The 13,621-nt window shown below is 62.8% G+C and carries 12 protein-coding genes; 5 read left to right on the forward strand and 7 right to left on the reverse strand.

Translation table 11 applies throughout. The annotated features are described in order from the left end of the window. Nucleotides 1-3: 3 nt before the first annotated feature. The 4 genes from KF733_09510 to KF733_09525 all read right to left on the reverse strand — a co-directional run bounded on the left by KF733_09510 (nt 4) and on the right by KF733_09525 (nt 5,070). A complete protein-coding gene (locus KF733_09510) occupies nt 4-2,172 on the reverse strand; it encodes a glutamine synthetase III (protein QYK55238.1) in 2,169 nt (722 codons plus the stop codon). A gap of 169 nt (nt 2,173-2,341) precedes the next feature. Then, the gene (locus KF733_09515) at nt 2,342-2,989 is read right to left on the reverse strand and encodes a response regulator transcription factor (protein QYK55239.1); all 648 of its coding nucleotides are present in this window, start codon (nt 2,987-2,989) and stop codon (nt 2,342-2,344) included. Between the two features lie 3 nt (nt 2,990-2,992). Further along, nucleotides 2,993-4,321 carry a GHKL domain-containing protein gene (locus tag KF733_09520; protein QYK55240.1) on the reverse strand — a complete coding sequence of 443 codons (1,329 nt, stop codon included), beginning with the start codon at nt 4,319-4,321 and terminating at the stop codon, nt 2,993-2,995. Nucleotides 4,322-4,491: 170 nt separating this feature from the next. Further along, nucleotides 4,492-5,070, reverse strand: coding sequence for a hypothetical protein (locus tag KF733_09525; protein QYK55241.1), 579 nt, complete (start codon nt 5,068-5,070; stop codon nt 4,492-4,494). A gap of 750 nt (nt 5,071-5,820) precedes the next feature. Here KF733_09525 and KF733_09530 point away from each other — a divergent pair. Then, entirely contained in the window at nt 5,821-6,195 is a 375-nt protein-coding gene (locus KF733_09530) for an aldehyde dehydrogenase family protein (protein QYK55242.1), read from the forward strand. Here the strand turns inward: KF733_09530 and KF733_09535 are convergent. After that, nucleotides 6,187-6,978, reverse strand: coding sequence for a hypothetical protein (locus tag KF733_09535; GenBank protein ID QYK55243.1), 792 nt, complete (start codon nt 6,976-6,978; stop codon nt 6,187-6,189). The two genes, KF733_09530 and KF733_09535, sit on opposite strands and share 9 nt — an antisense overlap. 1 nt (nt 6,979) lies before the next feature. Then, complete coding sequence (locus KF733_09540; protein QYK55244.1) at nt 6,980-8,128, reverse strand: hypothetical protein; 1,149 nt, start codon at nt 8,126-8,128, stop codon at nt 6,980-6,982. 353 nt (nt 8,129-8,481) lie between these two features. Between KF733_09540 and KF733_09545 the strand changes: the two genes are divergently transcribed. Beyond that, nucleotides 8,482-9,033, forward strand: a complete 552-nt coding sequence (locus KF733_09545; protein QYK55245.1) for an aldehyde dehydrogenase family protein — start codon at nt 8,482-8,484, stop codon at nt 9,031-9,033. Nucleotides 9,034-9,560: 527 nt separating this feature from the next. On the opposite strand, the gene KF733_09550 is transcribed toward KF733_09545, so the two are convergent. Next, complete coding sequence (locus tag KF733_09550; GenBank protein QYK55246.1) at nt 9,561-10,484, reverse strand: hypothetical protein; 924 nt, start codon at nt 10,482-10,484, stop codon at nt 9,561-9,563. Nucleotides 10,485-10,997: 513 nt separating this feature from the next. Here KF733_09550 and KF733_09555 point away from each other — a divergent pair. From KF733_09555 to KF733_09565, 3 genes are all read left to right on the forward strand, one after another. After that, nucleotides 10,998-11,207: an aldehyde dehydrogenase family protein gene (locus KF733_09555; GenBank protein ID QYK55247.1), complete on the forward strand. Its 210-nt coding sequence runs from the start codon at nt 10,998-11,000 to the stop codon at nt 11,205-11,207. Beyond that, nucleotides 11,135-12,448 (forward strand): aldehyde dehydrogenase family protein, encoded by a 1,314-nt coding sequence (locus KF733_09560; GenBank protein QYK55248.1) that lies wholly within the window; start codon nt 11,135-11,137, stop codon nt 12,446-12,448. The genes KF733_09555 and KF733_09560 overlap by 73 nt, the downstream gene beginning before the upstream one ends. Before the next feature lie 886 nt (nt 12,449-13,334). Next, nucleotides 13,335-13,553 carry a DUF378 domain-containing protein gene (locus tag KF733_09565; GenBank protein QYK55249.1) on the forward strand — a complete coding sequence of 73 codons (219 nt, stop codon included), beginning with the start codon at nt 13,335-13,337 and terminating at the stop codon, nt 13,551-13,553. Nucleotides 13,554-13,621: the final 68 nt, after the last annotated feature.

A 13,621-nucleotide genomic window follows, 5' to 3' on the forward strand; every position in this document is an offset into this window, starting at 1 on the left:
GGTTCAGCGGACCGGGAGCATGTCTCGATACTTCGGGAGGCTCCAGTCGGCGTCGGCGCAGTGGGCCTCGAGTCGGTCGCCGAGCGACCGGACGGCCGTCATCGCAGGCATGACCGAGTCCTTCATCGTGACGCCCTCTTCCGCATCGGCCTTCGCGACCTCGTCCCGGAGCTTCTCGACCGCAGCGCCGAACTGGTCCAGGGTCTCCATGAGCACCTTCAGTCGCTTGGTGACCGAGGCGGCGGGCGCGCTGACCCCGGTGGCGACCTCGGTCGCCGCGTAGAGCCGTGACGCGGTGTCGCAGGCGGCCGGGACGATCGTCTCCTCGGCGATCGCGATCATGGTCCGGGCCTCGATGAGCAACTCGGTGCGGTACTGCTCGACGAAGGTCGCGTAGCGCGACTCGAGCTCCCTCTCGTTGAGGACCCCGAAGCGGTCGAAGAGGCTCTTCGCCCGGTCCGACCGGTAGGCCTCGAAGGCCTCTTCCGAGGCGCGCAGGTTCGGCAGGCCCCGGCGGGCGGCCTCGTCGTGCCACTCCTGCGAGTAGTTGTCGCCGTTGAAGACGACCCGGCGGTGCTCGGCGGCGATCCTCGCGAGGATCGGTAGGGCGATCTCCGAGACCTTGGACCGGTCGGTCACGCCCTTCAGAGCGGCTTCCAGTTCGTCGGCCACGTCGGCGAGCGACTCGGCCACGATGACGTTCATCACGGTGCAGGGCCAGCTCACCGAGCAGGAGGCGCCCGCCGCGCGGAACTCGAACTTGTTGCCGGTGAAGGCGAACGGCGAGGTGCGGTTGCGGTCGCCGGAGTGGCGCGGGATCTCGGGGAGGTGGCTGACGCCGAGGCGCATCGTGCCGCCGGAGATCGTGTTCTTGAGGCCTCCGTTGCACATCTGCTCAAGGATGTCCTCGAGCATGTCGCCGAGGAAGATCGAGATGATCGCGGGCGGGGCTTCGTGGGCTCCGAGACGGTGGTCGTTCCCCGAACTGGCGACGCTGGCGCGCAGCAGGTCGGCGTGGCGATCGACGGCCCGGATGACGGCTACGAGAAAGGCGAGGAACTGCACGTTGAGGTGCGTTTCTTCGGTCGGGTCCAGGAGGTTGACCCCGGTCGAAGTGGCGATGGACCAGTTGATGTGCTTGCCCGATCCGTTGATGCCCTTGAACGGCTTCTCGTGGAGGAGGCAGGCGAGACCTCGCTCGACGGCGGTGGACTGGAGCACCTGCATCGTGAGCTGCTGGTGGTCAGCGGCCACGTTCGCAGTCTCGAATTCGGGGGCGATCTCGTACTGGCCTGGTGCGACCTCGTTGTGGCGGGTCCGCACAGGGACGCCGAGGGCGATCAACTTGCGCTCCGCGGCGAGGATGAACTCCTGCACCCGCTCGGGGATCGTGCCGAAGTAGTGGTCGGCCAGCTGTTGGTGCTTCTCGGGCGGGTTACCGAAGAGCGTCCGGCCGCACATGGCGAGGTCGGGCCGGGCCTTGAACTCCTCGGCGTCGATCACGAAGAACTCCTGCTCGGCGCCGCAGGTCGCAGAGACCTTCTCGACCCCCGCGTCGGCCCCGAAGAGCCGGAGCACACGGATGGCCTGGTCGCTGACCGCGTCCATCGACCTCAAGAGCGGGGTCTTCTCGTCCAGGGCCTCGCCGGTGTAGGAAACGAACGCGGTGGGGATGCAGAGGGTCGCGCCGGTCTTCGTCCGGGTGATGAAGGCCGGGCTCGAGGGGTCCCAAGCCGTGTAGCCGCGGGCCTCGAACGTCGCCCTCAGGCCGCCGGAGGGGAAACTCGAGGCGTCCGGCTCGCCTTGGATCAGCTGCTTGCCGCTAAACTCGGTGATCGCGTGGTCGAGGCCGTCCGGAACGAGGAAGCTGTCGTGCTTCTCGGCCGTCGTGCCGGTCAGCGGATGGAACCAGTGCGTGTAGTGCGTGGCGCCCTTCTCGATCGCCCACTCCTTCATGGCGGTCGCGATCGTGTGGGCGATCGAAGCGTCGAGGGTGTGGCCGGTCACCGCGGCCTGCCGGTAGGCGCGATACGTGTCCTTCGGCAGTTTCTCCCGCATCACGCGGTCCGAGAAGACATCCGAGGCGAAGGCCTTTCGATTGTCGCCGTTCGGGTTGAACTGCGAGCGAAGGCCGTCGGTTATGGCGAAATTCGTTGCGTCGCGGGTGGGCACGTATTCTCTCCTAGTGCTCGGATCATAAAATCGGCGACCATTCGCTATACAAGCGCACGCTGAAAACCCTAGTTGGGTATCGGCCGTTTCACATCCGAATGATAGAGGTTACCCGTAGAGAAACCACTATTAAACGGGTCTCACCGAGTCGATCGGGCCCTATGGCCCTTCATGAATCACCAGTGCGATCGAGAAGCGGCGAGGAGAGAGTCGGGTCGTTCGCGTAGAGTTGAGTGACGAGGTTGAGGGTCGAGGTCGCCTTCGTCTTGCCAAGGATCGAGCTTCGGTAGACCTCGACGCTCTTGGGTTGGAGACCGAGTTCCTCCGCGATCTGGGCCGTGCTCAGGCCGCGCACGAGGCCCTGTAGCACCTCGTGTTCGCGAAGGCTCAGGGTCGCGAGCCGGTCGGCAAGCCGCTTGCGGGCCTCGGCGCGCTCGAGGCGAACCTTGTCGCGCTCGATCGCTGCGCGCACGGCGGTAAGGAGCCGCTCGGAGGGACAGGGCTTCTCGAGGTATTCGACGGCGCCGTGCCTCATGGCCGAGACGGCCGAGCCGACTGTCCCGAAAGCGGTGAGTACGACGATCGGCGGCGGGTCGCCCTCCTCGGCCAAGCGTTCGAGCAGGCCGTCACCGCCGATCCCGGGCATGCGGAGGTCGAGGATAAGGCACCCGGGGACGGCCCACTTGTGCTCGGCGAGGAACTCCTCGGCCGAGCGATAGCCCACGACCGCGATGCCCTCGGAGGCGAGGAGGAACTTGAGCGAGTCGAGGACTCCGGGATCGTCGTCGACGATATGGACACAAACCCCTCCCACCATGCTTCAAGCCTCCCTCGGCAGCCGGACGACAAAGGCTGTGGTCCCGTCGCTCCGACTGACTTCGATCCTACCTCCATGCCCCTCGACGATCTCGCGGGCGATGGCGAGCCCCAGCCCGAGCCCGCCCGACTTGGTCGACTCCAGCGCTTCGAAAAGGGAGGCAAGCCGAGTCTCGTCGATCCCCGTTCCGTTATCACGGACGGTCGCGAGGACATGGCCGGTCTCCGCGCGGATCTGGACATGCACGACCCCCGCCCCGCCAAGGTCTTGGCAGGCTTCGATGCCATTGAGGACCAGGTTCACAAAGACTTGCTGGAGCTGGACCACGTCGCCCCGCACGGTCACCGGCCCCCCGAGGTCCTGGCGGAGGGCGACGCGGCTAGACTCTGCTTCGGGCTGGAGCAACCAGAGTGCGGCCCGCAGGACGTCGCGCAGGTCGATCCGCTCCGGCGGCCTCGCGGACGGCTTCGAATAGCTGCGGACGCGGTTCACGATCTGCCCTGCGCGCTGGGCTTGGAGGCTGACGCCTTCGAGGGCTTGGCGGACGATATCCCTGTCCCCCTCGTCCTCAAGGGTCTTGAGCGCCGCGTCGGCGTAGTGAACGATCGCCGCGAGGGGCTGGTTAAGCTCGTGGGCGAGGCCGACGGCGAGCCGCTCGACCGTGTTCTGACGGGTCAGGAGGCTGAGTTCTTGCCGCAACCGTGTCTCCCGCCGGGAGACACGCCGCCCGTTCGCGAGCACGAGGAGGGAGAGTGCGAGCCCGAGAGTCGATCCAATGGAGACCGTCGTCGCCCACGCGAAGGACGCGATGACCTGGCTCTCGGTGCGCTGGGCAACGAGGTTAAGGGAGGCCTGGACCCCCGAGAGGTACTGATTCTTAAGACGGTCGTACTCGGGGCCGAAGACCTGGCGGTAAGCCTCGCCGGACTTACCCCTTTGCGCGAGGTCGATCGCCCGGCGCTCGAGCGCGACGAGGGCCCGGTTCGCCTCGATAGTGGTCCGGATCTGTTCTCGCTCCTTCGGCGAGGCCAGCTCGAAGATCCTCGCGATCGACCCGTCGAGTTCGGTTTCCAGCCGGTCGTAGCGGTTCGTCCAGACCGGATCGGAGGTGAGCGCGGCCATCCGGGCGGTCATTGTCAGGGCCTCGTCGAGGCGCAGAATGTCCTTGGCCGTCCGTTCGAGCTCGACGTCGGTCGTGGCGAGCCGGACGACGGCCGCATGGTTCGACCACGTAAGGGCGAGGATGCCGATGAGGAGCACGCCGGAGACCAGGGTCGAGAAGAGGAGGAGGCGTCCCTCCCGGTCTTGCAGCCTAGGGCCCTGGTACTTCATACGACACGCCGTCGGGCGGGAGACTACCGCGCCGGGCTCGGAAACACTGAAGATTGTGAACCCAACGATGCCGCTCCGACTCGGCCGGCATCGAGGCTGGACGGAAAACCGTACGGATTCGTGCGCGAGTTTTGCCAAGGACGGCTGTCCCGGGAAGAAAGATGGCCCCGTTAACGCTTAAGCTTCTGCCTCGGGTTGTGCCGGTAGTAGACGAAGAAGAGGTACCCGTACACCACTGAGAACAGGGCGACTGTCGCCGCCCCGGCGAGGTCTTCGCCATAGATCCGCACGAGGCAGTAGTGGACGAGGCCAGCCCACGCCAGCACCGTGGCTTTGCCGAACCAATGGGCGGCCAGGAAACTCCCCTTGAAGGGCGCGCTCGCGTCCATGTGGAGGCAAGCGCGCCACTCCTCTGCGCCCGGCCCGACAAACGGCGCGATCCGCTCGAACGGCCCGCTCGCGTCGACCGCCAGGCGCTGTGCGTGTCTGGCGCCGATGATCCCGTACTCGGTGAGCACCGCGAGCAGGACCGAGACGAGCCCGATGACGAGGGCGCTCACGAAGAACGCGTTGGGGTCGACGCTGTTCCGGGCGTTCGCCAGAAGGAGCACGACGGCCGTCACGAGGAACGAGTTCGCGATGAGGAGCGAGGCGAGGCGGCTCTCGATCTGCCGGTCTTCGTGCTCGACAGCCCCGCGCCGGAGCCGGAAAGACTCAGCGTTCCTCTCGAAATCCTCGTCGTGCCGCATCCCGGGAGTGGATTGTGCGACTTCTGGCGACTAACGCCGAGGACTCCGGGTCGTGCGGGACTAGACCCGCTCGGCAGCCGAGGCATGAGAAAGCACCGCCCCACGGCCTCGAACCCAGTTTTCATGCCTCGGCACGCCCCGTGCCGAGGCTATTTTCATGCCTCGGCACGCCCCGTGCCGAGGCTATTCTCGACCGACTACTCCTGCTCGGCCGTGCTGGACATCGCGAGCGCCGGGTGCACAAGACATCACCCCGTCCACGCGCCCGCACACGCATCGGGCCGTTCATGCCTCGGCACGCCCCGTGCCGAGGCTATTCTTTCATGCCTCGGCACGCCCTGTATGGTGTCAAGGCGCGTGGACGGGGTGACGTCCTGCGCAGGCCGCCAGTGGAGGAACCCGAGATTGGGTAGCACCCGTGGGGTCCGAGGGCACGCCCCGCCTTTTCCTTGCTTCGTCCACGCGTCCCGACGCACGGTAAACGCACGGTCAACGCACGGATAACGCAAGGGTCACACGCGCGCGGCACGCGTCGGATCGTCCTCTGCCGAAAGCTCGATGAGGGGCTCACCACCCTGCCGCTGGTCGAGCGCGGGGAGCTGCCACTGGGAGGCCGACGTGCCTCTTTTCATGCCTCGGCACGCCCCGTGCCGAGGCTATTCTTGAGCGGCCGCTCCTGCCCCGCAACGACTAACCCCTGGTGCACCATCTCCCTCGCCTAGCCCCTCGCCCCCAAGCGATCCCTGCGGCGTGGTCACGCCCTCCGGGCAGGCCCTCGCGTTTGACCAGTTTAGCCTCGGCACCGTGCCCCGCACGCCCAAGGAGCAGGTGGACGCGGCCGTCGCCGCCCACGAGGCGTTCCTCACCTGGCGCGAGCAGAGCTGGGTCAAGCGCGGCGAGGTCATCGACGAGCTCGCCCAGCTCATCAAGCGCGACGTCGAGAGCCTGAGCCGCATGGTCACCATCGAGTGCGGAAAGCCCATCAACGAGGGCCGCGCCGACGTGGTCGAGGCGCTGCACATGGCCCAGTACGTGGCCGGCCTCAGCCGCCTGCCCTATGACCACGTCATCAGCAGCCAGATCGCCGCCAAGGACGCCTACACCGTCCGCAAGCGATCAATCTAGAGTGGCCAAGAACTGTTCGTCGACGAACCACTTACCGTTTACGGCAAAAATGGGCTCTTGAAGAGCTTTCGAGTTCTTCCCGACCTTGGCTGACGCTGCTCCGAGCGGCAAGACGACTTGGCCGACACGACTGTCAATTGTCGCGAGCCCAGACGCGTGGTTTTGATTAACAGGCAGCCGACTCGCGCGCGCCCATTCGACGAGGTCGAGGCACGGACGCCCGCCAGGCCCCTCGTAACGCTCGACTTTTTCGCCGTGCACGATTCTATCTACTCCTTTGGTCGCTGTCCTCCCGGTCAAGCCTCCGATAACGGCTCGAGCCAAGCCTTCGACGAGCTCGCGGTCGGCCGCTTGATCGGAGGCGACGACTGTAAACCCATCTTGCCCCTTTACCCTCCGGTAACTCATAAAGCAGCTGACCATTTGCCCCTGGGAACGCCAGTGGACGCTGGCCTCGGAGTCTTGATTGAACGCCGCTTCGCCCGTGATTGGATGTCCGCTAATGAACGTTGCTTTCTGGCCCCGAACACCCGCTCCGATCATAAGGCTCCAATGTGTGTCGGACACCCTTTTGCCATTCGAGAGGTCATAGACCCGTAAGGTTATTTTCGCGTCGTCTGAACCTCGCCTCCAAGATATGGAGAACGGTTGTTCATCTCCCACGAAGCTCTCTTCGTGGAACCCCTTCAACCTGAGCGGAACTAGCGCCGAATAGCTGCGCAGGTCTTCTGTCGATATGGCCGACACTGAAATTAAGGCAGCAAGTGTTATGTAGGCAAGCATTTTATCTTAGCACCTGGATTCGCGCTGTCGTGGTTGTCCGGGCCACGGTCTCACCTTGAGTTCCACCAGACCCAAAGTATTTATTAACTAAGCCAACGAACGACGATCCTTGGCTCGTTGGTGGACTGATCGGCTTCTGCCAATAGGAACTATTGGACGGGGTTTGAGGCCAGGACATTGGCGGATTTCGATAATTTGCCCCGTCAAGGCTGAACAGTTGTGCGGCCGCTGCGTCAAATGCTAAATCGCCTACGACGTTGTGTTGGTGGAAGTTAAAGTCGTATACCTGATAATACGTCAAGAGGGTAGCGTCTCGTCCTGTCCCGCAAAGCCAGTTCGTCCAAAAACCTACGTTGGGATCAGCCCTTTCCTGAATAGCGAGAAGGGGAACTCCTAAACTGCTAGTGCAGATCTGCAGGTAAAAAGAGATGTCTTGACAATCACCACTTACAATGAAATTGTAAGGCGTGCGCTCGGCAAAGAGCTGGGTTAGATTGTATCGGTAGGACACTGGGCCTTCATCGGCCACAGACGTCACTTCTGAGAATCGAGGAGTACTGTAGTCATAGAAAAAAATGGGATAAAGACCGGGATCACAATGGTACCAGAACAAATAGTATGTGCACTTGTTCCTTACGTTTGATGCGCCTGCGAAGCCAGTTGCAAACCGGCATGCGTCTTCTAAGACGTTCGTCCAAACCGGCAACTGTCGCCCATACGGCGAGCCGAGCGGCTTGGCGTCAGTCAGGTAGAGCCTTGTCCCAGCATTGCCAGCTAGGCCGGTGACGGTTGACTGGCAGGAGAACGGGAGGATGAAATCGCCAAGCGTCACGAAATCAGGGATGCCGCTGAGAGCGAACTCGACCGTCGCCTGTCCGCCTGGCGTGAAGTGCACGTTGAACGTCGACGGCGACGCCATAACCGTGAAAGTGCCACTAGCCGTGTGGTACGTGCAAGGGTCGATCGTTACGACGGCGTCGTGCTCGGTCGGCCCCGTGTACCCGAAAGTCATCTTCACTGTCTTACCGCTGCTCCCCCGTATCCAGGAAACGGCTGGCGCACCGCCAATGCCTTCGTGCGCCGGGTACTCAGCCGGAAACAGCCCGGCAGAGGTCAAGCGTTCACTCGCAAGATAATCGACCAGGAGCAACTCGTACGGAGGCACCTCCCCCCCCCCGCAAGCATAGCGGTAAGGCCCGCTACAGCATTTAGAGCCGCCCAAGTCATGTAACTAGTATAAGGCACATTTTGGCGATGCGGGACTAAATGCCCAACAGAAGACCACGAACCCCGGACCCGCTCCCTTGCACCCTAAAGCGTACAATCAAACTCAGGACAAGCAAGAGACATGAGCGCGACATTGATCCATCCCAACGAGACCGGCGTGCAGGTGCGCGCCCTCATCAACAACGAGTGGGTGACGGCCAGCGAGACCTTCCAGAGCCTCAACCCCGCCAACCGTGAGCACATCGTCGGCACCGTGCCCCGCACCCCAAGGAACAGGTGGACGCCGCCGTCGCCGCCGCCCACGAGGCCTTCCTCACCTGGCGCGAGCAGAGCTGGGTCAAGCGCGGCGAGGTCATCGACGAGCTCGCCCAGCTGATCAAGCGCGACGTCGAGAGCCTGAGCCGCATGGTCACCATCGAGTGCGGCAAACCGATCAACGAGGGCCGCGCCGACGTGGTCGAGGCGCTGCACATGGCCCAGTACGTGGCCGGCCTCAGCCGCCTGCCCTACGGCCACGTGATCAGCAGCGAGATCGCGCCTACGTCGTGCGAAAGGCGAGCTAGTTCAGCGTCGCCAAGAACTGTTCGTCGACGAACCACTTGCCGTTTACGGCAAAGATCGGCTCACGAAGCGTCTGGAGTTTGTTGCCGACCTTCGCGGAGGCGGCTCCAAGCGGAAAGACGACGTGGCCAACACGGCTGTCAAGCGCTGCAATGCCCGAGACATGGTTTCGACGCAAGACTAAGCGACGAGCATTCGCCCACCCTTCGAGGTCAAGACAAGGAAACCCCGCCGGGCCGTCGTAGCATTCGACGGTTGCGCCATTGATCGCACGATCCGCTCCCTTCTTCGCGTCTCGACCCGTTAGGCAACCGATCACCGCTCTGGCCACACCTTCAACGAGTAAGGCATCGGTAACGGAGTCATCGGAAAGATGAGTCCATTTTCCACGCGAACCTCCGACTCGGTAACGCATTTTAGCGCTAACAAGTAGCTCTCCAAGTCGCCAGTGAACGGCCGGGACTTGACTTGAGTTAAAGGCGCCTTCGCCTACTACCGCATGCCCACTGAGAAGCGATTTTTTACCGGGCGCTGTTGAAGCCCCGATCACGCTCACCCAGAACTGATGGTCAACTTCCTGACCCTCTAGCTCGTATACGCTGAGTAACAGCTCTGCCGAATCAGAGGGCCTTTGCCAGACAATCCTGGCAGGATTGACTCCAGATTGGCGAGAAACTTTGTACCCGTGTTCGGTGAGCGGCACCGACTTAACGAAGTGGAGCACATCGCCTGTTTGCACGTCTGCGTTAGCAGTTTTGACAGACAGTATGAGAAGCAAGCTACTGAGCATGATGTTATTCAATGGTCAAAAGTTGACCTTGTTTGAGTGAACGCTGGACAATCTCACCCTGAGGATTTTGGGAAAGAACGTAACTGAAAGTAAGGCCGCGATGTAGTGGCCCGATTGGAGGTATCGGAACGACTTCCGTTTGCCAATAAGAGTGTTGCGGAGGTGTCTCAAGGGGCCAAGCGATCGGCGGATTGTAATAGTTGTTGCCCACTAGATCTATTACTTGCGCACATGCGGCATCGTACGTGTCGTTGTCAAAGCTGTTATGCTGGTGGAAGTTAAATCCAAAAGACGTATAGTTACCAGGCAATGTCGCGTCGTTGCCAACCCCGCACAGGGGATTCGTTTGGAATGCCAGGGCTTGAATCGGATAACCCGGAGCAACGGGGAATTCCCTTATCGCCTTGAGTGGAACCCCAAGGGCACTTGTGGCAATCTGAAGGTAAAAGCTAACGTCTTGGCAGTCGCCGTTGACATAGAAATTGTTGGGCGTGCGACCAGCGAAGAACTCGGTCAAGTAGAATTTAAAATAATGAGCTGCAGCGTTTGGCCCCTGGGTACGTTCACACCAGTAAGGCTTATCTGGGTCATACACGAAGATAGGATAGTGCCACGGTTCTAAGGGGTCTTCATGGAACCAGAATAGATTGTAGGTGCAGCGGGCCCTAACGCTCGTTGCACCCGCATAACCCGTTGCAAAGCGGCACGCGTCCTCCAATACGTTTGTCCAAACCGGCAGCTGCCGCCCATACGGCGAGCCGAGCGGCTTGGCGTCGGTCAGATAGAGCCTGGTGCCAGCGTTTCCTGCAAGGCCCGTGACGATGGACTGGCAAGAGAACGGGAGGCTGAAATTGCCAAGCGTCACGAAATCCGGGATTCCACTGAGTGAAAACTGCACGGTCGCCTGCCCGCCAGGCGTGAAGTGCACGTTGAACGTCGACGGCGACGCTGTAACCGTGAAAGTGCCACTAGCCGTGTGGTACGTGCAAGGGTCGATCGTTACGACGGCGTCGTGCTCGGTGGCCCCGTGCCGAAAGTCATCTTCACTGTCTTACGCGCTGCTCCCCGTATCAGAGAAACTGGCGGCGCACCGCCAGCCTTCGTGCGCCGGGTACTCAGCCGGAAACAACCCCGGCAGAGGTCAAGCGTTCACTCGCAAGATAATCGACCAGGAGCACACTCATTGCAGGCACCTCCCCGCAAGCATAGCGGTAAGGCCCGCTACAATTCTCATTTAGAGCCGCCCAAGTCATGTAACTAGTATAAAGGCACATTTTGGCGATGCGGGACTAAATGCCCAACAGAAGACCACGAACCCCAGATACGCTCCCTTGCACCCTAAAGCGTACAATCACACTCCAGGACAAGCAAGAGACATGAGCGCGACATTGATCCATCCCAACGAGACCGGCGTGCAGGTGCGCGCCCTCATCAACAACGAGTGGGTGACAGCGAGACCTTCCAGAGCCTCAACCCCGCCAACCGTGAGCACATCGTCGGCACCGTGCCCCGCACCCCCAAGGAACAGGTGGACGCCGCCGTCGCCGCCGCCCCACAGGCCTTCCTCACCTGGCGCGAGTGGAGCTGGGTCAAGCGCGGCGAGGTCATCGACGGCTCGCCCAGCTCATCAAGCGCGCGACGTCGAGCCTGAGCCGCATGGTCACCCATCGAGTGCGGAAAGCCCATCAACGAGGGCCGCGCCGACGGTCGGGCGCTGCATGGCCGTCGTGGCCGGCCTCAGCCGCCTGCCCCTATGGCCACGTCATCAGCAGCGAGATCGCCGCCAAGGACGCCTACATCGTCCGCAAGCCCAAGGGCGTGGTCGGCGTCATCACCCCCTGGAACTTCCCCTTCGCCATCCCGCTCTGGGGCATCCTGCCGGCCGTGCTGGCGGGCAACACCGTCGTCTTCAAGCCCAGCGAGGAGACCCCCGTCGTCGCCCACCGCCTGGCCGAGCTCTTCCTTGAGGCGGGCTTCCCGAAGGGCGTCATCAACGTCGTCCACGGCTTCGGTGAGGAGACCGGTGCGGCGCTGGTCGGCAACCCGAAGGTCGACGTGATGGTCTTCACCGGCAGCCGCGCCGTGGGCAAGCACATCCAGCGCGAGGCCGCCGCCCAGGAGACGCATAAGTTCGTCGCCACCGAGCTCGGCGGCAAGAACGCGGTCATGGTGCTCGAGGACGCGAACCTCGACATCGCTGTCAACGCCTGCCTCCTCAGCGCCTTCAAGACCAGCGGCCAGCGCTGCGTCTCCTCGAACCGCCTCATCGTCGACCGCAAGCTCATCGACCCCTTCACCGAGCAGTTCCTGGACAAGGTCAAGCGGATCAAGGTCGGCGACGGCCTCGAAGAGGACACCTTCATGGGCCCGCTCATCAACCCCGACGGCGTCACGAAGTGGAAGCACCACAACGAGAAGGCGCGCGAGGAAGGCGGCGAGATCCTGCACGAAGGCAAGGAGATCACCGAGGGCCCGCTGGCCAACGGCAACTTTGTCGAGCCGTTCGTGTACCGGTTCCGGGAGTACAAGGAGGGGACGTACTGCCTGCGTGAAGAGGCCTTCAGCCCCCACACCTGCATCATCGGCGTCGACGGGCTCGAAGAGGCGGTGCGGGTCTATAACGACACCGACTATGGGTTGGCGATGGCCGTCATCACCGAGGACTACCGCAAGTGGCGCTGGGTGCGCGACCACGCCGATTTCGGCCTCGGCTACGTCAACCTGCCCAGCATCGGCGCCGAAGTCCACCTGCCCTTCGGCGGCGTGAAGAACTCCGGCAACGGCCACCCCGCCGCCGAGACCGCCCTCGACTACCTCACCCACCGCGTCGCCTTCACCGTCAACCATGCCGAAGAGATCGTCATGGCCCAGGGCCTCAGCACGAAGGTCTAACTCCGGAGCCCCCTCCTCGTTTTTCAGCGATGCCTCGTGCGCTGGAAAATGAGGAGGGGGTTGGGGGTGGAGATCCCCCCGCCCGCGGGAGAGGCGGTGAGGGTGCAGCGAACGCAAAGCGCCGGGCTATTCCGAGACGAGTGTGAACCAGGGTGGCTGGGCACGATCACCCCGTCACCCTAGCCACCCGCCGCGCGGAATGTTACTTACGAACCGGGGTGCACAAGACATCACCCCGGCCACGCGCCAGACGCCCTCAAGCGAAAACGCAGAATAGCCTCGGCACGGGGCGTGGCGAGGCATTAAAAAAGAGGAGCCAAGATGGCTCGATCCCAAGTCATGAGGAGGGGGTGGGGGGTGGCGATTCCTTCATGCCTCGACACGCCACGTGTCGAGGCTATCGCTCCGGCACATTGGCCCCCTTCAAGCCGAAAGATGACAGCAGCCTCGGCAGGGGCATGCCGAGTAAAAAGAAATGTCGGACTCCTGCAGTCGGGACACATTGAGGCGGGTGGCCAGGCTAACGGTAGCCCCCTCCTCGTCTTTGCCCGATGATCGTGCGGGCGAAAATGAGGAGGGGGTTGGGGGTGGAGACAGGGCGGGTCTGGCCGACCGCGCGGCAGGCTGCCCCTCACCCCCTGCCCCCTCTCCCCCGGAGGGGCGGGGGGGTTCCGGGATCTCCTCCCCGACTGGCGGAAAGGGAATTTAGGATACGTTAGTTATAGAAGCTTTCATATAAACACCAGAAGAATTAGCGCAATCACGCAAAGTTTTGAAGCAGAAAACGCAGGATTTAGGCCCGTGCGCGCGACGTCTGGACGTTCAACACCCTAGACATCGGTGATCTGTCGATGGGCGCGCCCAAAGATGGACCGAGAGAGGAACTATGAAGACCATGAACATCCTGACCCTCGTGCTCTTGATCGTCGGGGGCCTGAACTGGGGCCTCGTCGGCGCCGCGAACTTCGACCTCGTCGCCACCCTTTTCGGTGCCGGCACCGTCCTCGCGAACATCGTCTACATCCTGGTGGGCTTGTCCGCGCTCTACCAGCTGGTGCTGCTCTTCATGCCCGCCCAGCGGCTGAGCCCGGCGGCCGGGCGGTAATCCTGCCCCTTCCCCCTCCCCCTCGGGACGGACGCCCAGTCCGATTCCCGAGGGGCAAGGGTCGTGAA

The sequence above is a fragment of the Fimbriimonadaceae bacterium genome, assembly GCA_019454125.1.
Lineage (GTDB): Bacteria > Armatimonadota > Fimbriimonadia > Fimbriimonadales > Fimbriimonadaceae > JALHNM01.

What these genes read in the sequence shown, in the direction of transcription:
- KF733_09565 (QYK55249.1), top strand. Translation starts at nt 13,335, where the DNA reads ATGAAGACCATGAACATCCTGACCCTCGTGCTCTTGATCGTCGGGGGC.
- KF733_09525 (QYK55241.1), bottom strand. Translation starts at nt 5,070, where the DNA reads ATGCGGCACGACGAGGATTTCGAGAGGAACGCTGAGTCTTTCCGGCTC.
- KF733_09535 (QYK55243.1), bottom strand. Translation starts at nt 6,978, where the DNA reads ATGCTTGCCTACATAACACTTGCTGCCTTAATTTCAGTGTCGGCCATA.
- KF733_09515 (QYK55239.1), bottom strand. Translation starts at nt 2,989, where the DNA reads ATGGTGGGAGGGGTTTGTGTCCATATCGTCGACGACGATCCCGGAGTC.
- KF733_09520 (QYK55240.1), bottom strand. Translation starts at nt 4,321, where the DNA reads ATGAAGTACCAGGGCCCTAGGCTGCAAGACCGGGAGGGACGCCTCCTC.